Raw genomic sequence first — 17,037 nt, 5'->3', positions numbered from 1 at the left:
TCGGGCAGCGCACATCACCACGAGACTTGACGCACAGACCCCGGGCGTCAGGACCACACGACTTCGCCGTCCGCGCACGTCCTCGCTGGGCCTTCGAGAGCTGGCGTGTGCTCGCACCCGAAGCCATGCGAAGACGCTGTCGNCGCCGTGTCGTTCGCGCGAAGGCAATTGCTCACGGTTTCCCGCCCTGCAATGCCGCTCGCGCCCGACGCCGTCGCGTCCATCGCTGCCCGGCCCGCGGTTCGTGACGATCGCGATCCGCCCCTTGTCTCGGGCCAGGTTGTCCGGTTTGTACGATAAATCCGAATTTCGGTAAAGTGGAATATATTTGCGGCGGAGGATTGACAGGCGAGGCGGGAGATTTGTGCGGGGTGTTTTGCCCGACGGGCGAGGTGCTGCTCCACCCAACGCTGTCATGCCCCGGCTTGACCGGGGCATCCACTACGCCGCGGCGTCTCTGGATCACCGCGCTGTCTCTGGAATACTGGATTGCCCGCCTGCGCGGGCAATGACAGCGAGGGGATGGCAAGGCCGGAGTGTTTCACGAGGAGCTCGTAGCCCGGATGGAGCGAAGCGCAATCCGGGGAGGTCGTTCAACGGTGCGACACTTCCCCGGATTTCGCTGCGCTCCATCCGGGCTACAAGATTGCCGCTACGAGGCTTCGGCTACTCCGCCGACAGCCGCACCATCTGGCGGCCCCCGTTCATGTCTTTCAGGCTGTTGACGAAGTTCTCCGGGCGCTGCCAGCGATAGGGGACCTTCAAGCCCATGAACTCGGCGATGTCGCCGATGAAGCCGGTGCAGTTGGTGGTCTCGGCGTTCCAGACCGGCGAGCTCGCCTGCAATTTCTTGATGTAGGCGAACACGCGCTTGGCGTCGGCTTCGTTCAGATAGACGCGATAGCTCGCCGTCAGATATTCCGGATCGAGATCGCCGTAGCTCGCGCCGGTCTCGGACGGCACAAAGGTGAGGTGACCGAGCACGTAAGCAAGGGTGTCGCCGGCGGGCGTCAGGCCCGCGACCTCGACGGCGCGCTCGCTGGTCTTGCCGTACCAGACGAAGGCGTGGCCCCAGCTCGCCGCCGTCCGGGCGCGGAAGTCGACGTAGTAGGGGCCTTTCTCCGCACGCGCGACGGGCCGCCGCGACTGCGGCGTCGGTCGCGATGCGGGGTCGGTCGTCGCAAGCGCATTGGCATCGGCCATGCGCTTGTTCGCTTCGTGGGCCGAGGCCGAGGGCGTCGTGCACGCGATCATCGCCGCAAGCGCGAACCCCGCAAGGATGCAGGATCCCGATCGATCAGGTTTGTTCGTCACGCTGTGCCCCCTCGGCTGTCGGCCGCTTACGCAGATGCTGCGCGTTTGTCGCTACGCGTCAGTAGCGCGCTGCGACCGGGCCGGGCGCCTTGCCGATCGGGGCCTTGCCAACCGGGCTCTTGCCAATCGGCATCTTGCCGATCGGCGCCTGCTCCGCCGGATAGACAGGCACGGGCTGCCGGCGCGGCAGATCGGCAGCGTTCGCAGCCGTCACCAGAGCAAACGTCGCACCCAGAACAATTGCAATCTTCTTCACAGTCATACCCCTAGAAGGTTTGGTCCAAACACGGCAGTGCCGTGCCCCCAGACACGCCCAACAGAAGGGCGGCCGAATGCGTCCAAGTTGCGGCGCGAGCGGGACATGTTGGCGGCATATGTCGGGCGCGCGCAGAAGTGATGTGTGTCTGGATGTTTCGTCGGTTCGCGGCGGAGAGTATTCGTAGCCCGGATGGAGCGCGGCGCAATCCGGGACCAGTGTAGCCGCATCGCACGACCTCCCCGGATTTCGCTTCGCTCCATCCGGGCTACGAGACCCTCGCGAAACACTCCAGCTCGTAGCCCGGGTGAGCGCAGCGACACCCGGGACGGTCGTCTCCCGGATCTCGCTTTCGCTCATCCGGGCTACCGGCGGTCCGTTCTCACCCGATCCGGTTCAGGCTGTTCCTGATCGTCGAGAAGATGCCGCCGATGTCCTTGCGCAAGGCATCGAGGGCGTTGAAATTGTCGAAGATGCGGGCGAGGCGGTCTTCGACCTCGCGCTTGCTCTTGGTCAGCGCGTCGACGCGCGAGGCGAGGGGCACGCCGCCGTTCGCCTCGATCTCGCCGACGGTCGTGGCGAGCAGGTCGCGGGTGGTGCCGACCTCGGCGATCAGCGCCTCGATGCCGAACACCGGGGCCTTCAGCGGGACGAGGTCGGCCTGCGACTTCGACAGCTCCGTCTTGAAGGCGTTCAGCGTCGCCAGCGTCTCCTGCAAGGCGCCGAGGCGCTGGCGCGACTGGATGACGAAATCGTTCAGCGCGTTCTGGCGGTCGGCGAGGGTCTTGCCGTCGGCGTCGGTCTCGACATCCGCGAGCGAGCGTTCCAGCTGGGCCTGGCGCTCGCCGAGCTCCTCGAAGTCGAGGCGGATCGCCTTGAGGATGTTGAAACTGTCGTCGATGCGCGCCAGGCGCTGCTCGATCTCGATCTTGTTCTTCGACAGCGCCTCGACCCGCGTGCCGAGCGGCGCTTCGCCGCCGGTCTCGAGCTCGTCGATGCTCTTGGCGAGGCGGTCATGGCTGAGGCCGAGCTCGCTGATCACCGCGTTGATGCCGGCGTCCGTCGACCGCAGCGGCACCAGCTCGGCGTGGGATTTCGCCAGATCTTCCTTGTACTGGTTCAGGGTCGCGAAAATGTCCTGGACCGTGTTCACCCGCGAGAGCAGCGCCGAGACGTCGCGCGCGATGTCCTTGAGCCGGTCGGCGAGGTTGTTCTTGCGGTCGTCGGTCTCGAGGTCGTGGAGCGACCTTTCGAGCTGGTTTTGGCGGTCGCGGATCTCGGTGAAAACAGGCTCGACGGCGCGGCGCTGCTCGGCGACCTTGCCGACCATCTCGCGCAGGCCTTGCTGGCGGCGGCGGATCTCGGCGAGCTGGTCGTGCATGTCGGTGGATTCGTTGCGGCCCTGCTGCAGCCGCGCGCGCTGCTCGGTCTCGCCCAGCTTGTCGTGGAGGGCGGAGACGGCTTCCCTTGGGTCGCTCTCGATCAGGTGCTGGACGGTGGCGTCGAGGTGGTTTTGCAGGGCGTGGGCGGCGACGACGTCTTCGCGGGTCTTCTTCAGGCGGTCGCGCAGCGTGCCCAGACGCCGGTCCTGACGCGAGAGCCGCCAGGCGGTTGCGCCGATCAGCGCCAGCGCCACGGCCGGGAGCGCGCCGGTCGCGATGCGCTGAGGCATGGGGAGGCCCGCCAACAGGGCGGGCAAGTGGGTGAGGTCGTAACCAAACGCCTGCTGGGCGAGAAGCGCGATGGCAGCGAGCAGGACAAACCAGGCAACCAGGAAAAACAGCCACATCGCGACGTCCTCAAGCCGGGACACATTCTCGCCATATTTGCTATGGGAGAGCGGAACCGAGATCAAGGGGCGCGCGCGGGAGCGGTATGCATCCGGTGGCGCGATCCACGACTGATTGCATCGGCCGACCGGTGGAGAGCGGCATGAGGTGCCGAGTTTTCCCGAGAGGGCTGCGGCCCTTCGCTGTCATTCCGGGGCGCGACGAAGTCGCGAGCCCGGAATCCATCTATCCACCGTCACTGCCGCCCGATGGATTCCGGGTTCGCGCTGCGCGCGCCCCGGAATGACAGCGAAAGGGGAGTACGGCCGCGCTGGCAGCTACAGCCGAAACTCGTTGGTCAATTCGCCAATGCCGTCGATCGCGACGGTCACGGTGTTCACCGGCTCCTTCATCACGCCGACGCCGACGGAGGTGCCGACGGCGATGAGGTCGCCCGGGAGCAGGGTCATGTCGTGGGAGATCCTGCTCACCAGCTCCTGCGCGGTGAAGATCATGTCCGAGATCGGATAGTTCTGCCGCTCCGCGCCGTTGAGGATGGTGCGGACCACCAGTTTCGCCGGATCGAGGCCGGTCGCGATGACGGGGCCGAACGGGCCGTAATCGTCGATGCCCTTGGCGCGCGCCCATTGCGGGAAGGTGGGATCGCGGGTGAGGATGTCGTTGGCGGTGATGTCGTTGACGCAGGTGTAGCCGAAGATGAAGTGGTCTGCTTCCGCGGGCGAGACGCGGGCGCAGGTTCTGCCGATGACGATGCCGAGCTCGCCCTCATAGGTGGTCTTGCCGTCGTAATAAGAGGGACGGCGGATCACCGCGCCCGGCGTCGTGATCGTGGTGGTCGCCTTCAGCAGATAGAGCGGCTCCGGCGGCTCGGGCTGGTTGAGCTTGGCCGCGAGCGCGTGAAAGTTGTTCCAGAGCGCGACGATCTTGCTCGGCGCGCAGGGTGCGAGCAACTCGACCTCCGACAACGCCAGCATCTTGCCGGTGGCGGCATGGCGGCCGAACATCTCGCCCTCGTGCACGCTGATGCCTGAGGACGTCAGGGTGCCGAAGCCGGTTGCGCCGCTATGGCGGTAGCGCAGCCATTGTTTCATCTCGCCGGTCATCACGCCACCGCCAGTGCACGGGGATCGACAGGCGCGGAGACGCCGTCATAGAGCCCGGCGATGCGGGCGCGCTGGGTCACCATCGCCAGCACCGAGTCGAGCGCGGGCGTGGCGATGCCGGTGAGGCGGCCCATCTCCTGCACCACGGTGACGAGCGGGTCGATCTCCATCGGGCGGCCGCGCTCGAGGTCCTGGAGCATCGAGGTCTTGTGCGCGCCGACCTTGCGGGCGCCCTCGATGCGGCGCTCGACATCGACGCGGAATTTGACGCCGAAGGTCTCGGCGATGCCTTGCGTCTCCATCATGATCGCGCGCGACAGCGCGCGGGTGGCCGGATCGGTGCAGATCACGTCGAGCGTCGCATGGGTCAGCGCGCTGATCGGGTTGAAGCAGACATTGCCCCACAGCTTGAGCCAGATCTCGTCGCGGATGCGGTCGAGCACCGGCGCCTTCAGGCCGGCCGCGACGAACAGGTCGGCGAGGCGCTGCACGTCATCAGTGATTTCGCCGGAGGGCTCGCCGAGCGGGAAATTGTTGCCGTAGACGTGGCGGATCACGCCGGGCGCCTCGATCTCGGTGGCGGGATAGACGATGCAGCCGATGGCGCGCTCGGCGCCGATCTCGCGCCACTGCCGACCGCCGGGGTCGATGCTCTCCAGCGTCGAATTCTCGTAATCGCCGCCGTGCTTGTAGAAGTACCAATAGGGGATGCCGTTGACCGCGGTGACGATGCGGGTGTGCGGGCCCAGGAGCGGCTGCATCTTCTCGATCACGCCGGTGATCGAATGCGCCTTCAGCGTGATGATGATGTAGTCCTGCACGCCGAGCTCGGCGGGATTGTCGGTGCAGCGCGGATGCACGGTGTGCTTCTCCTCGCCCGCGAGCAGCGTCAGGCCGCGCTCGCGCATCGCGGCGAGATGCGCGCCGCGTGCGACCAGGCTGACGTCGGCGCCAGCCCGCGCGAGCTGAACCCCGAGATATCCGCCGATTGCGCCGGCGCCGTAGATGCAGATCTTCATGAAATCCTCGCGGGTGACCGGAATTTTGGGACGAAAGATCCGGTCCGGCGCGGAGGGATCCGAGCCGGGGCCGGCAGTCGCAGGGGAAGGGGCGTGGCGCTTTAAGCTGCTGCTTGCGGCGTGCCGTTGATCGCCTCGTCAACGGCAGCGGCGATGTCGCGCATGCTGATGACGGAGACGAGGCTGTAATCGTCGATCACGGGCAGGTGGCGGATGTGATGACGGTTCATCAGATGGCGCACGTGCTCGATCGTATCGTTCGAGGTGCAGGAGACGAGCTGCTGCACCGAGACGAGCTGTGAGACCTTGACGTTGACGGCGTTCGCGCCGTGCTCGGCAACGGCGCGCACCACGTCGCGCTCGGTGAACATGCCGACCGCGGTGTTGCCCTCGGAGCGGACCACGTCCTTCACCACGAGGGCGCTGATGTTGTTGGCGCGCATCAGCTTGGCGGCGATACCCACCGTTTCGTTCATTCGCACCGTGACAACGCGCGGCGTCTTCTTGCGCAGAATGTCTCCGACCAGCATTGCAACCTCCCTAGGTGAATGACGAGGTAAGTGTGGTATACATAATGCCAATCGTCAAGCGATGGATTTGGCGGATCCGAAAAATCTTGCGACAGCATTATTGACGTTTGCGGTGCCTCCGGCGTCGGCCAAAAGAACCTTGGCCAAAAAGAAAGGGGCGCATTCTGCGCCCCTTTTTCAACCGTGCAAAGTGTGTGGCTTGTCACGCCGTCTCGGTCTTGGCGCTGCCCGTCGCGGTGCCGGTGCTCTCGGCTTCCTTGCCGAGGATGAAGGAGCGGCGCAGCGGCTTGATCACGAACAGTGCCATCAGTGCGGCCGTTGCGTTCAGCGCCACCGCCACCACGAACACGGCCTTCCAGCCATACGCCGCCGAGATCACGCTGGCGAGCGGGACGAGCAGGGAGGCGGTGCCCTTCGCGGTGTAGAGCATGCCGTTGTTGGTGGTCGCGAACTTCGAGCCGAAGGTGTCGCCGCAGGTTGCGGGGAACAGCGAGTAGATTTCGCCGAACACGCCGAAATAGACCGCGGTCGCGAGCACGAAGACGACAGGCACGTGTCCGTAGGCCGACAGCAGGAGCAGCATCACTGCCGCCGTGCCGAAGGCGATGAACATGGTGTGCTCGCGGCCGATCGTGTCGGAGACCCAGCCGAAGAAGGGACGTCCGAAGCCGTCGAAGATGCGGTCGAGCGAAATCGCGAAGGTCAGCGCCGCCATCTGGAAGCCGGCGAGCGTCACCGGCGTGTCGGCGATCTTGAAGTCGTGTGCGATCGGGCCGATCTGCGCCGCGGTCATCAGGCCGCCGGACGCGACCATGACGAAGACGAGGTACATCACCCAGAAAATAGGGGTGCGCAGCACTTGCGGCGGGGTGAAGTCGATCTTGGTCTGCGGCAGATTGAGCTGCTTCTTCTTCGGCGGGATCGAGAGCCGCGGCGGCTGGATGAAGAAGGCGAGCACGAAGACGATCAGGCCCTGGCCGATGCCGAAGGTGAAGAACGCGCTCTGATAGCCGCTCGCGGCGATCATGGTCGCGATCGGCACGATGGTGAGCGCGGCGCCCGCGCCGAAGCCGGCGGCCGTCGCGCCGGCGGCAAGGCCGCGGCGGTCGGGAAACCATTTCAGCGCGTTGCCGACGCAGGTGCCGTAGACGGCGCCCGCGCCCATGCCGCCGACGATCGCGGCCGCATAGAGCAGGGTGAGCGAGTCGGCGTAGGAGTTGAGCACCCAGGACAGCGCGATCATCACGCCGCCGAACATGATGACGATGCGCGGGCCGTATTTGTCGACGAACCAGGCCTCGACCGGCACCAGCCAGGTCTCGGTGACGACGAAGATGGTGAAAGCGAGCTGGATCGCGGCGCGTCCCCAATGGTGGGCCGCATCGATCGGATCGACGAACAGCGTCCAGCCGTATTGCAGGTTGGCGATCATCGCCATGCAGACGATCCCCATGGCGAGTTGGAACCAACGGAAACCGGTGCGAAGAGGCGCGGCTGTGACGGCGCCGTCCGTGCTGGAAATCATCAAGAACCTCCCAACGCGCCTGATTGATTACGACCTGGGATTGCAAGATGACCCAGTGTCGCAAATATTGTGGCTTATCGTCGCAAGCGCGGCGGGGACATTGGTATACCATATTCCAGAAGGCAAGCCCAATCTTGTGATGCAGCGCAAGAAAAGTGCGCGGTTCCCTTCAGGTCAGCGGTAGGCAAGGCGGGTTCTGGAAAAACGAAAACGCCCGGCCGCGAGGCCGGGCGTCCTGTCGGAATGCAGTGTGGCGAGGCGCGTCAGGCGGTCGACTTCGCGACCACAACCTTGCGCCAGGGCTTGAGCACCGCGATCGCGAGCAGCGAAGCCAGGATGTTGGCGCCGGCCGCGATGATGAACACGCTGTCCCACGTTCCCGACGACTGCTGCATGTAATTGGCGATCGGAACCAGCAGCGCGGCCGTGCCCTTTGCGGTGTAGAGCAGGCCCGCATTGGTGGTCGCGAACTTGGCGCCGAACGTGTCGGTGCAGGTCGAGGGGAACAGCGAGTAGATCTCACCCCAGGCGAAGAACACGAAGCCCGAGAGCAGCACGAACCAGATGGGATCGTGGCCCCAGAGGTAGAGCATCCAGATGCCGAAACCTTCCATGCCGAAGGCGATGAACATCGTGTTCTCGCGGCCGATCATGTCGGAGATCCAGCCGAAGAACGGACGCGTCAGGCCGTTGAGCACGCGGTCGATCGTGGCTGCGAACGTCACCGCGGTCATCGTCACCGCCATCAGCGTCACCGGAACGCTGTCGACCTTCCAGTCAACCGCGATGGGCTTCAGGTTGGCCGTCACCATCAGGCCGCCGGCGCCGACGATCACGAACATGAAGTACATCAGCCAGAAGATCGGCTGGCGCAGCACCTCTGTCGGCTGGTAGTTGCGACGCGTCTGCACCAGCGCGGCGTTCGCCACCACGGTCGGCACCTGGCCGGCCTTCGGCGCCAGCAGGAAGAAGGCGAGGATGCAGATGATGATGCCTTGTCCGAGGCCGAAATACAGGAAGGTGGTCTGGAAGCCACTGTCCTTGATCATGGCCTGGATCGGCGCGACGGTCAGCGCGGAGCCTGCACCGAAGCCGGCCGCCGTGATGCCCGCAGCGAGACCGCGCTTGTCGGGAAACCATTTCAGCGCGTTGCCGACGCAAGTGCCATAGACGCCGCCCGCGCCGATGCCCGCGATGATCATGCCGAGATAGTAGCCGTTGAGCGTGGTGGCCTGTGCGTTGATCGCCCAGCCCATGGCGCAGAGCACGCCGCCCACCAGCACGACGATGCGCGGACCGTATTTGTCAACGAACCAGCCTTCGATCGGCACCAACCAGGTCTCGAACAGGACGAACAGAGTAAAGGCCCATTGGATCGACGCGCGATCCCAGCCGAATTTCTTCTGGATGTCGGGGACGAAGAATGTCCAGCCGTATTGATAGTTGGCGATCATCACCATCGCCGCTACACCGATCGCCAATTGCGCCCAGCGATACGTGTCGCTAACGCGCGCGGTTGTAGGGGCCGTTGCCTGCACCATGTCCGTCATAAAGCCTCCCGTGGCGCCTCTAATTTTCTGCGAGCGCTGGAGCGGCATTCTTGTATTCATTATGCCAAGGTTCAAGCGCTGGTCCGGTCACCGTGCGCAAATGCCGCAGGATCCTTCTCCGACTGCGGCAGTGACTCAGGACAGCACAAATAGAAATGGCCCCGTCCTGCGGGGCCATTCATCAAAAGTAGTATGTCGACACCTGCGAAACCGGCGTGCGGCTCCCGCGGCGCAGAAAGCGCGCGCTTACAGGCCGAAACGGGGCAGGTCGCCGTTGTGATTCGAGATCTCGGCGCTGGCCATCAGGAAGCGGTCCACCGCGGCCATGAAACGCGCGAACAGGGTGGAGGAGGGGGCGAAAGCGACGGAAGCGGTCTTGGACATCGGAATTCCTTTCTTGAGACGGTCAGTAGTGCTGTCTCATTTCGAAAGGCAATTTATGTATACCAGATGCCAATGTCCATGCATGCCATTGCATAGCAGCATGTGCTATCCCGCATTGCAGCATAATGATGCGTTAAAGGGGCCGTTCCGGGCTGAAAATTGCAAAACAGCCGCTGAAGCCGCGCATTGGGGCGGATTTGGGCGGAATCCCTGGGGATCCGGGCCTTGGCAGGGCAGGTCAAAGTCGTTAGTGGTCTGCCCCCTTTTCCAATCAACTGTCAGAGTGGTTCATGTCGAGCGCCTCGCCCGCCGTCTCGATCGGCATCGATTTTGGGACCAGCAATACGGTCGTAGCGCTTGCGGCGGACGACCGCCGGGTCGAGGCCATCCGCTTCGATCACGGCGGACAACGCCACAGCACTTTCGTCTCGGCCCTGTGCTTCTGGGAGGACCGGCCGGGAGCCGGCGCCCAGGCCGAGGGTGGCCCGTGGGCGATCGAGCAGTTTCTCGAAGGACGCCACGTCTACCGCTTCCTCCAGTCGTTCAAGACCTTCGCGGCGAGCAGCCGTTTCAACACCACGCAGGTGTTCCGGCAGCGCTTCAAGTTCGAGGATATTTTGGCGGCGTTCCTGCGGACGCTGGCGCGCCATGGCGGCGACAGGTTCGGCTTCGAGACGTCGACGATCACGGTCGGCCGTCCGGTGCGCTTCGCCGGCGGCAATCCCGACGAGGCGCTGGCGATGCAGCGCTACCGGGCCGCGTTCGAGCGTCTCGGCGCCGGCCACGCGCGCTATGTTTACGAGCCCGTGGGCGCCGCGTTCTCCTTTGCCCGCCGCCTGGAGCGCGATGCCACCGTATTGGTCGCGGATTTCGGCGGCGGCACCAGCGACTTCTCCGTGATGCGCTTCTCGCGCACGGGAGGTAGCTTGCGCGCCGAGCCGCTTGGACATGCCGGCATCGGCATTGCCGGCGACACGTTCGACTACCGCATCGTCGACCACGTCGTCTCGCCGCGGCTGGGAAAAGGCTCGAGCTTCCGCTCGTTCGACAAGGTGCTGCCGGTCCCCACCGGCCACTACACCAACCTTGCGCGCTGGCATCAGCTCGCGATGATGAAGAGCAACGGCGATCTGCGCGAGCTCCGCGAGCTGGCGCGCACCGCGCTGAAGCCGGAATTGCTCGAGGATTTCATCACCATCGTCGATCTCGACCTCGGCTTTTCGCTGTACCGCGCGGTGTCGAACGCCAAGGTCGCGCTGTCGGGGCAGGATCAGGTGGATTTCCGCTTCAAAGGCGGCGGGGTCGACATCGGCTCGACCATCACGCGGAAGAATTTTGAATCCTGGATTGCCGACGATATCGCCAGGCTGGGTGCGACCGTCGACAAGGTGCTGGGCGAGGCCGGCATCACCGCGCGCGAGGTGGAGAAGGTGTTCTTGACCGGCGGGACCTCCTTCGTGCCCGCCGTCCGAAAGCTGTTCGCCGATCGGTTCGGCAACGAACGCCTGATGTCGGGCGACCAGTTCGAGTCGATCGCCTACGGCCTCGCGCTGATCGGCCACAGTCCCGACCCGGACCGCTGGACCGCGAGCGGCGGGATCGCGCCGAAGGCGGGCGCGTAGGCCGCGAGGCGACCGGGCTCGATTGCTCGCCCCGCTTGCGGACACGGCTATGGCATTGAAGACCGTTTCTGCGGCCATCCTTCGAGACGCCCGCCTTTGGCGGGCCCTCAGGATGAGGATGGAGTGCGTGGCCGTAGTTTCAACGGGCGCCGATGCCGTTTAGCCTCATCCTGTGGAGACCGCCACCGGGTCCGCGCAAAGCGCGGCCCGATGACAGGCTCCGCGGTCGTCTCGAAGGACGAGGCGCTCGCTCCGCTTTGGCCCTATTGATTGATCTCGGGCTCGACGAGCTTTGCCAGGTTTCGCAGCGATTCCTGCCAGCCGAGATAACAGGCTTCCGGCGGGATCACGTCGGGGATGCCGGCCTGCGTGATGTCCACCTCGGTGCCGACAGAAACTTTCTTCAGGATCACGGTCACCTGGATCTCGCCGGGCAGGTTGGGATCGTCGAACCTGTCGGTGTAGCGGAGACGTTCGCCGGGAACGAGCTCGAGATATTCGCCGCCGAAGGCGTGGCTGTTGCCCGTCGTGAAGTTCCGGAACGACATCTTGAACGTGCCCGCGACCTTCGGCTCCAAATGATGCACGGTGCAGGTGAAGCCGTTCGGCGGAAGCCATTTTGCCAGCGCATCGGCCTCGAGGAAGGCGCGATAGACTTTCTCGGGGCTGGTCGTGAGAACGCGGTGCAGGCGGACAGTGCTGGGCATGTTCATTCATCCTCTTGCATTGATGGACCCGACATTAGCGTCTACGGCCCATTCATGTCCCGAGGACGACCGAGACGTCGCCGATCCGACACGACGTCCCGGATTTTCTTGCCTCACCTCATCTGTACGACGACCTTCCCCTTGGCGCGGCCCTGCTCAAGATAGGCGAGCGCCTCCTTGGCCTGGTCGAACGGAAATATCCTGTCGATCACGGGCCGGATACGCTCTGCTTCGAGGAGCTTGCCGAGTTCCGCGAGCTGGCCGCCGTCCGGACGCACGAACAGGAACGAATAGGCCGCACCGCAGGTCCTGGCGCCGCGGATCATCTTGCGGCTCAGCAGCCCAAACAGGAACTTCATGACGAAGTTCATGCCGCGGGCGCGCGCGAACGCGGCGTCCGGTGGGCCGACGAGCGAGACGATCGTGCTTCCGCGCTTCAGGATTCGCAGCGATTTCTCGATCGCATCGCCCCTGACGGTCCCCAGCACGGCATCGTAGTCCTTCAGCACGTCCTCGAATTGCAGCTTCTTGTAATCGACCACCTCGTCGGCGCCGAGGCTGCGGACCAGGCCGACATTGCCCGTGCTCGTGGTCGTCCCGACTTTCGCGCCGAGATATTTTGCAAGCTGGATCGCGAAAGTGCCGATACCGCCAGAGCCTGCGGGGATGAAGACTTTCTGGCCGGGCTTGAGCTGCGCGCGCTCCTTGAGTGCCTGCCACGAGGTCAGTCCGACCATCGGGATCGAGGCTGCCTGCACGAAGTCCAGATTGGCGGGCTTGAGTGCGGCCGCGTTCTCCGGCACGCGCGCGAATTCCGCGAGCGCGCCAGTGCTGCTGAGATCGAAGATGCTGGCGAAGACGGCATCGCCCGGCTTGAAGCGGGTCACCTGGCGTCCAACCTCCACCACGACGCCGGCGAGGTCGCTGCCGAGCGTTGCCGGCAGATCGAGCTTGAGAATGGGCTTGAATGTCCCTTTCGGAATCATGGTGTCGATGGGATTGAGGCCGGCGGCGTGAACCTCAACCAGGATGTCGTCCGGCTTGAGTGCAGGCCGAGGCATTTCGGTCAATGCGACCTGATCCGGCCGGCCATAACGTTTCAAGACAAGTGCTTTCATGTGTTCCTGCGCATGGGATGTTCGGAGCTGGCTGTGATGACGGCCGTCGGCGCGCCGCGGCGGCTTTTCAGAACGCGCGCGCGCGGCTGGCGGCTGCGACGCGACCGGCATCAAGCCGCAGGTCCTTTCGAATTCCGGCATCCACCAGTCCGGCCGGCGCAAAGCGGCGAAGCAAGCGCAGGCGGCCCGCAAGGCGGCCGGCCGTGTACCGGATCTTCGGGCGCGCCGCATCGGCGGCTGCGAGGACGGCATCGGCGACGACGCCGGGCGGCTCGGCCGTTGCCATCACTTCGTTCACCCGCTTGCTGACGTCGGCACGAACGGCGCGATATTCCTCGAGCTTGGCGTCGGGTTCGATGAAATTCGCATCGAACGGCGTCTTGGTGTAGGCGGGCTCGATGACCGAAACGCGGATGCCCCACATGCGCAGCTCGTGATCGAGCGATTCCGAATAGCCTTCCACCGCGTGTTTGGTGGCGGCATAGAGCGCGCCATACGGCATCGGCAGGAAGCCGAGCACGGAGCCGATGTTGATGATGCGGCCGCGTCCCTGGCGGCGCATGTGGGGCACGACGGCGCGCGTCATTCGTACCAGCCCGAAAAAATTGGTCTCGAAGATCGACCGGGCCTGATCGAGCGAGCTCTCCTCCGCGCCGGCAGGAGCAACGCCGAAGCCTGCATTGTTCACGAGCAGATCGATGCGGCCGGAGCGCCGGATCACCTCGTTGACGGCGGCGTCCACGGATTCGTCGCTGGTCACATCGAGGGACAGCATCTCGAACGATCGTTTGCCGGCCTCGGCCCCGCGACGGCTGGTGCCGTAAACCTTGTAGCCGCCTTTCGCGAGCCGCTCTGCGGTTGCCTCGCCGATGCCTGACGAGGCGCCGGTCACGAGGGCGATCTTCCCATGGGGCTCAGCCATCTCTTCTCCTGATGATGCCGGGCGGCGGTGGGCGATCACATCGCGCACGCGGGCCGGCATCGGTTCGTTCTGGTTCGGTCTCTCTTTGATTACGATCGTAATCATTGCATAAAATGACGATCGTAATTATAATTGTCAAGGCTCCCCGGTTTTCCACGGGCCAAAGGTCTGCAACATGCGCATCTCGAAGGAAAAAGCGGCCGAGAACCGCGATCGCATTCTCAAGGCCGCATCCCGCCTGATGCGGGAACGAGGCATCTCCGGGGTCGGCGTGGATGCGCTGACCGAAGCCGCCGGGATGACCCACGGCAGCCTCTACAGCCAGTTCGGCTCAAAGGAGCGGCTGGTCGAGGAGGCGGTCGCCGACGCGATTGCGGCCAAAGGGCGGGAACTGCGCGAAGACGCGACTGTCGATGACTATGTTTCCGAATATCTCTCGGCGGAGCACCGCGACGACCCGGGAAGCGGCTGCCCCTTTGCAGCCTTGTGTTGCGAGATGCGGCAGCAGAGCAAAGGCGCACGCGAGCGCTTCACGGCCGGGGTGAGGGGTATGGTGGGGTGGCTGAGCAGCCGGATGGATAAAGGGACGAAGCTGAAGCGGCGCGATGACCAGGCGCTCGCGACCTTATCCTCCCTGGTCGGGGCGCTCGTGCTCGCCCGGGCCGTGAACGATCCCAAACTGTCGGACGATATTCTTCGCGCGGCCCGGAACGGGTTGGGCGGCTGACGGGGGCGTTCGCCTAGGGGCCGCCGAAACCGGCGGCCTTTGATGTTGTCCTTGAAGTTGTCCTTGAAGTTGTCCTTGAAGTTGTCCTTGAAGTTGTCCTTGAAGTTGTCCTTGAAGTTGTCTTGGATCGGTTTGCCGCTCACCGCGTCCAGTCTTCACCCGCGCACAACGTCCCCATGCAGCCCCGGACGTTGAGATTGCCTGATGGCAGCAAGGTGACGGTGCTCGCATAGGTCTTTCCGTCGTCGGCATTGTAGATCCTGCCCGACCATTTGACCTCGCCGACGCAATCGGCATTTCCATCCAGAACCTGTCGATCCTGAAGACGGGCAAGGCGAGGGCGATGCGCTTCTCGACCTTGGCAGCGATCTGCCGCGAGCTCGACTGTCAGCCCGGAGACATCCTCGAATATGTCGCGGGCGACGAGGGAAGCGACGGGGACGCAGGCGAGGGGAGCTAGCTCACACCTGGCGTGTCTTGTCCGCCTTGGTGCTGGGCGCGAGGACCTGGAATACATCGCCCATGTGCCGCGCTGGATTCCGATCAGTTGAAGCCACAATTCCGCTATCGTTCCTCTTTCAACTCTTGCGCGAAATCGAGGGGGCTTTCGTTGCGCAGCACGCTTTGGGCTTTTGCCGCCATACTCTGCTGTCTTGGTTTGCCAGCCGAAGCCGCAGGCATTCAGCTTCTCCAATCCGATCCCGCTCTCGCAGGTGCGATCTGGTATCCGTGCGCGGCGGAGCCGACGCATGTCGCGCTTGGCAGTCTTTCGGTCGGTGCCGATTTCGACCTGAAGGGCACGAAGGATTGTCCCGTCACCGGGGCAAAGCTCCCGCTCGTCATCTTCTCGCACGGCCGGGGCGGCTGGTTCGGCGCGAACCATGACACCGCGGAGGCGCTGGCCGATGCCGGCTTCGTCGTCGCTTCCATCAATCATCCAGGCGACACCACCAACGACTCGTCGCGGCGCGATACGCTGCCGGTGTGGGGATCGCGTCCGGCGGACATGGTGCGTCTGCTCGACTTCATGCTGAAGGACTGGAAGGACAGGGCGGTGATCGATCCCGCCAAGGTCGGTTTCTTCGGCTTCTCGCTCGGTGGCTATACCGGACTGGCGCTGATGGGGATCAAGCCGGATTTCACCTGGCTTGCCGGAAACTGCAAGGAGACGACTGGAACATGCGCGCAGCTCCACAACGGGGAAACGCTACCTGACCCGCCGCAGGATGCTCGGATCCGCGCGGCAGTGATCGTCGATCCCGCACCGGCGGTTCTGACTAGGAAGAATGTCGCTGTCATCAAGATCGCTTTCCAGTTCTGGCGTTCGCAGTTCGGCGGTCCCGGCGTGGGCGACGGTTCGCCCGTGGCGCGCGTCGCGGGGTGGCTGCCGGGCAAGCCCGAGATACATGTCGTGCCGGCCGGCCACTTCGCCTTCCTCGCGCCTTGCTCGGCCGAGCTTGCGGCGGCCGTGCCGCGCATCTGCACCGACGTGCCGGCGGGGTTCGACCGGGTTGCCTTCCATCGCGAGTTCAATGCGGCCGTTGTGCAGTTTTTTCGCGAGCAGCTCGGGAGCGGAGATCGCTGAGGGCGCAGCTAAAATCGAGGTTATCCGACGCGCGGTCGCCTTGGCGGATTGATCACGCCGCTCTGTCCCGCGAAATCGACTCGATATTGTTGTGTTACGTCGGCGCCCTCAGGCCCGGAGAGCTGAGCCATGCATCGATCTGGATGGCCGTCTCGTCCTGCCGCACCCTTCGCAGCAGCATCTCGCGGCGCCGGCCGGGAGGGAGTAAGCGGGCCTCGTCGCGCAGACGGCCGACCTCATTGATGAGCCGCTGTTTGAGAGTTTGACTCTGTTTGAAGCGACGCCGTTCCATAGCAATGCTCCCCTTGTTCGGATGGGGCGGGAGCGCAACTGGCGTTCTCATCACCGGTAAAAGCCACGGGCCGGGCGGTGACGAGCAACCATACCCACAAATCCGTGGCGTGTATGTCCACTAAGATACGTTGCTCGTCGAAAGTGTCGCGAGCCTCAAACATTCCGCCGAAGCCGGCGCCCAATTAAATCCGGTCCAAGCCTTGTAACCGACCGTGATGGGGTATACCTTGTCGCCATTCGTTCAGCCGCTGTGCCTTGTTGAATGCGCCCGCGGGCTCCTTTTTCCAGAGACATCGACGAATTGAATCGATTCTGCGTGAGCGTCACGCGGGCTACGCGCATGCGCGCTTTGGAGAAGAAGAATGCCGACAGGAACAGTGAAGTGGTTTAACGGCCAGAAGGGCTTTGGATTCATTCAGCCGGACGACGGTGGCAACGACGTGTTCGTTCACGTCAGCGCGGTCGAACGGGCCGGGCTTTCGGGTCTCGCCGAGGGCCAAAAGGTCAACTTCGAGGCCAAGACCGACAAGATGCGGGGCAAAGTCAGCGCTGAGAATCTCTCGCTGGCCTAAGCTCTCCAGTGCCGTTTCA

Annotated in this window: 19 protein-coding genes and 1 pseudogene; 6 read left to right on the top strand and 14 right to left on the bottom strand. The window is 64.3% G+C overall.

Annotation, left to right across the window (positions count from 1 at the left end; translation table 11 throughout):
- Positions 1-666: 666 nt before the first annotated feature.
- The 7 genes from A3M7_RS0124915 to oxlT (A3M7_RS0124885) all read right to left on the bottom strand — a co-directional run bounded on the left by A3M7_RS0124915 (position 667) and on the right by oxlT (A3M7_RS0124885) (position 7,537).
- Positions 667-1,314 carry a hypothetical protein gene (locus A3M7_RS0124915; RefSeq protein WP_027546349.1) on the bottom strand — a complete coding sequence of 216 codons (648 nt, stop codon included), beginning with the start codon at positions 1,312-1,314 and terminating at the stop codon, positions 667-669.
- Between the two features lie 58 nt (positions 1,315-1,372).
- Positions 1,373-1,576 (bottom strand): hypothetical protein, encoded by a 204-nt coding sequence (locus A3M7_RS0124910; RefSeq protein ID WP_049823662.1) that lies wholly within the window; start codon positions 1,574-1,576, stop codon positions 1,373-1,375.
- A 376-nt stretch (positions 1,577-1,952) separates the two neighbouring features.
- On the bottom strand, positions 1,953-3,359 hold the full coding sequence (locus A3M7_RS0124905; RefSeq protein WP_027546347.1) for a hypothetical protein: 1,407 nt from the start codon (positions 3,357-3,359) through the stop codon (positions 1,953-1,955).
- Positions 3,360-3,677: 318 nt separating this feature from the next.
- On the bottom strand, positions 3,678-4,463 hold the full coding sequence (locus A3M7_RS0124900; protein WP_245284314.1) for a fumarylacetoacetate hydrolase family protein: 786 nt from the start codon (positions 4,461-4,463) through the stop codon (positions 3,678-3,680).
- The gene (locus tag A3M7_RS0124895) at positions 4,463-5,482 is read right to left on the bottom strand and encodes a 2-dehydropantoate 2-reductase (RefSeq protein ID WP_027546345.1); all 1,020 of its coding nucleotides are present in this window, start codon (positions 5,480-5,482) and stop codon (positions 4,463-4,465) included. Before A3M7_RS0124895 ends, A3M7_RS0124900 begins: the two co-directional genes overlap by 1 nt.
- A gap of 101 nt (positions 5,483-5,583) precedes the next feature.
- Complete coding sequence (locus A3M7_RS0124890) at positions 5,584-6,012, bottom strand: CBS domain-containing protein (RefSeq protein ID WP_027546344.1); 429 nt, start codon at positions 6,010-6,012, stop codon at positions 5,584-5,586.
- A 202-nt stretch (positions 6,013-6,214) separates the two neighbouring features.
- A complete protein-coding gene (gene oxlT / locus A3M7_RS0124885) occupies positions 6,215-7,537 on the bottom strand; it encodes an oxalate/formate MFS antiporter (RefSeq protein ID WP_027546343.1) in 1,323 nt (440 codons plus the stop codon).
- On the opposite strand from oxlT (A3M7_RS0124885), the gene A3M7_RS48830 reads away from it, so the two are divergent.
- Positions 7,449-7,721, top strand: coding sequence for a hypothetical protein (locus tag A3M7_RS48830; RefSeq protein WP_198033810.1), 273 nt, complete (start codon positions 7,449-7,451; stop codon positions 7,719-7,721). The genes oxlT (A3M7_RS0124885) and A3M7_RS48830 overlap by 89 nt on opposite strands.
- 79 nt (positions 7,722-7,800) lie before the next feature.
- Here A3M7_RS48830 and oxlT (A3M7_RS0124880) read toward each other — a convergent pair whose 3' ends face one another.
- Positions 7,801-9,087 (bottom strand): oxalate/formate MFS antiporter, encoded by a 1,287-nt coding sequence (gene oxlT / locus A3M7_RS0124880; RefSeq protein ID WP_027546342.1) that lies wholly within the window; start codon positions 9,085-9,087, stop codon positions 7,801-7,803.
- A 246-nt stretch (positions 9,088-9,333) separates the two neighbouring features.
- Positions 9,334-9,471, bottom strand: coding sequence for a hypothetical protein (locus A3M7_RS49855; protein ID WP_198033808.1), 138 nt, complete (start codon positions 9,469-9,471; stop codon positions 9,334-9,336).
- 290 nt (positions 9,472-9,761) lie between these two features.
- Here A3M7_RS49855 and A3M7_RS0124870 point away from each other — a divergent pair, with 290 nt between their 5' ends.
- Entirely contained in the window at positions 9,762-11,093 is a 1,332-nt protein-coding gene (locus A3M7_RS0124870) for an Hsp70 family protein (RefSeq protein ID WP_027546341.1), read from the top strand.
- A 263-nt stretch (positions 11,094-11,356) separates the two neighbouring features.
- Here the strand turns inward: A3M7_RS0124870 and A3M7_RS0124865 are convergent, their stop codons facing one another.
- The 3 genes from A3M7_RS0124865 to A3M7_RS0124855 all read right to left on the bottom strand — a co-directional run bounded on the left by A3M7_RS0124865 (position 11,357) and on the right by A3M7_RS0124855 (position 13,840).
- Entirely contained in the window at positions 11,357-11,800 is a 444-nt protein-coding gene (locus tag A3M7_RS0124865; RefSeq protein ID WP_027546340.1) for an SRPBCC family protein, read from the bottom strand.
- A 113-nt stretch (positions 11,801-11,913) separates the two neighbouring features.
- Positions 11,914-12,918 carry an NADP-dependent oxidoreductase gene (locus A3M7_RS0124860; RefSeq protein ID WP_027546339.1) on the bottom strand — a complete coding sequence of 335 codons (1,005 nt, stop codon included), beginning with the start codon at positions 12,916-12,918 and terminating at the stop codon, positions 11,914-11,916.
- A gap of 67 nt (positions 12,919-12,985) precedes the next feature.
- The gene (locus A3M7_RS0124855) at positions 12,986-13,840 is read right to left on the bottom strand and encodes an oxidoreductase (RefSeq protein WP_027546338.1); all 855 of its coding nucleotides are present in this window, start codon (positions 13,838-13,840) and stop codon (positions 12,986-12,988) included.
- A 175-nt stretch (positions 13,841-14,015) separates the two neighbouring features.
- On the opposite strand from A3M7_RS0124855, the gene A3M7_RS0124850 reads away from it, so the two are divergent.
- Positions 14,016-14,567, top strand: coding sequence for a TetR/AcrR family transcriptional regulator (locus A3M7_RS0124850; RefSeq protein ID WP_027546337.1), 552 nt, complete (start codon positions 14,016-14,018; stop codon positions 14,565-14,567).
- Positions 14,568-14,706: 139 nt separating this feature from the next.
- Here A3M7_RS0124850 and A3M7_RS50640 read toward each other — a convergent pair.
- Positions 14,707-14,850 (bottom strand): annotated as a pseudogene (locus A3M7_RS50640) (DUF2147 domain-containing protein); the annotation flags it as partial.
- Here A3M7_RS50640 and A3M7_RS0124845 point away from each other — a divergent pair.
- Positions 14,797-15,027 carry a helix-turn-helix transcriptional regulator gene (locus tag A3M7_RS0124845; RefSeq protein ID WP_049823661.1) on the top strand — a complete coding sequence of 77 codons (231 nt, stop codon included), beginning with the start codon at positions 14,797-14,799 and terminating at the stop codon, positions 15,025-15,027. The pseudogene A3M7_RS50640 and the gene A3M7_RS0124845 overlap by 54 nt on opposite strands.
- A gap of 150 nt (positions 15,028-15,177) precedes the next feature.
- Positions 15,178-16,152, top strand: coding sequence for an alpha/beta fold hydrolase (locus A3M7_RS44890; RefSeq protein WP_049823660.1), 975 nt, complete (start codon positions 15,178-15,180; stop codon positions 16,150-16,152).
- Between the two features lie 94 nt (positions 16,153-16,246).
- On the opposite strand, the gene A3M7_RS0124835 is transcribed toward A3M7_RS44890, so the two are convergent.
- Entirely contained in the window at positions 16,247-16,444 is a 198-nt protein-coding gene (locus A3M7_RS0124835; protein WP_027546335.1) for a hypothetical protein, read from the bottom strand.
- A gap of 364 nt (positions 16,445-16,808) precedes the next feature.
- Here A3M7_RS0124835 and A3M7_RS0124830 point away from each other — a divergent pair, with 364 nt between their 5' ends.
- Positions 16,809-17,018, top strand: coding sequence for a cold-shock protein (locus tag A3M7_RS0124830; protein WP_011085938.1), 210 nt, complete (start codon positions 16,809-16,811; stop codon positions 17,016-17,018).
- Positions 17,019-17,037: the final 19 nt, after the last annotated feature.

The organism is Bradyrhizobium sp. WSM2254 (assembly GCF_000472645.1).
GTDB classification, from domain to species: domain Bacteria; phylum Pseudomonadota; class Alphaproteobacteria; order Rhizobiales; family Xanthobacteraceae; genus Bradyrhizobium; species Bradyrhizobium niftali.
Note: the sequence above shows the minus strand (reverse complement) of the source record. Positions and strands in the feature narration are given on the sequence as shown.

Bases quoted from the DNA above. Each gene is read 5' to 3' on its own strand.
- A3M7_RS0124910 (WP_049823662.1), bottom strand. From the start codon at position 1,576: ATGACTGTGAAGAAGATTGCAATTGTTCTGGGTGCGACGTTTGCTCTG.
- A3M7_RS0124905 (WP_027546347.1), bottom strand. From the start codon at position 3,359: ATGTGGCTGTTTTTCCTGGTTGCCTGGTTTGTCCTGCTCGCTGCCATC.
- A3M7_RS0124900 (WP_245284314.1), bottom strand. From the start codon at position 4,463: ATGACCGGCGAGATGAAACAATGGCTGCGCTACCGCCATAGCGGCGCA.
- A3M7_RS0124895 (WP_027546345.1), bottom strand. From the start codon at position 5,482: ATGAAGATCTGCATCTACGGCGCCGGCGCAATCGGCGGATATCTCGGG.
- A3M7_RS0124890 (WP_027546344.1), bottom strand. From the start codon at position 6,012: ATGCTGGTCGGAGACATTCTGCGCAAGAAGACGCCGCGCGTTGTCACG.
- A3M7_RS48830 (WP_198033810.1), top strand. From the start codon at position 7,449: ATGCAGACGATCCCCATGGCGAGTTGGAACCAACGGAAACCGGTGCGA.
- oxlT (WP_027546343.1), bottom strand. From the start codon at position 7,537: ATGATTTCCAGCACGGACGGCGCCGTCACAGCCGCGCCTCTTCGCACC.
- oxlT (WP_027546342.1), bottom strand. From the start codon at position 9,087: ATGACGGACATGGTGCAGGCAACGGCCCCTACAACCGCGCGCGTTAGC.
- A3M7_RS49855 (WP_198033808.1), bottom strand. From the start codon at position 9,471: ATGTCCAAGACCGCTTCCGTCGCTTTCGCCCCCTCCTCCACCCTGTTC.
- A3M7_RS0124870 (WP_027546341.1), top strand. From the start codon at position 9,762: ATGTCGAGCGCCTCGCCCGCCGTCTCGATCGGCATCGATTTTGGGACC.
- A3M7_RS0124865 (WP_027546340.1), bottom strand. From the start codon at position 11,800: ATGCCCAGCACTGTCCGCCTGCACCGCGTTCTCACGACCAGCCCCGAG.
- A3M7_RS0124860 (WP_027546339.1), bottom strand. From the start codon at position 12,918: ATGAAAGCACTTGTCTTGAAACGTTATGGCCGGCCGGATCAGGTCGCA.
- A3M7_RS0124855 (WP_027546338.1), bottom strand. From the start codon at position 13,840: ATGGCTGAGCCCCATGGGAAGATCGCCCTCGTGACCGGCGCCTCGTCA.
- A3M7_RS0124850 (WP_027546337.1), top strand. From the start codon at position 14,016: ATGCGCATCTCGAAGGAAAAAGCGGCCGAGAACCGCGATCGCATTCTC.
- A3M7_RS0124835 (WP_027546335.1), bottom strand. From the start codon at position 16,444: ATGGAACGGCGTCGCTTCAAACAGAGTCAAACTCTCAAACAGCGGCTC.
- A3M7_RS0124830 (WP_011085938.1), top strand. From the start codon at position 16,809: ATGCCGACAGGAACAGTGAAGTGGTTTAACGGCCAGAAGGGCTTTGGA.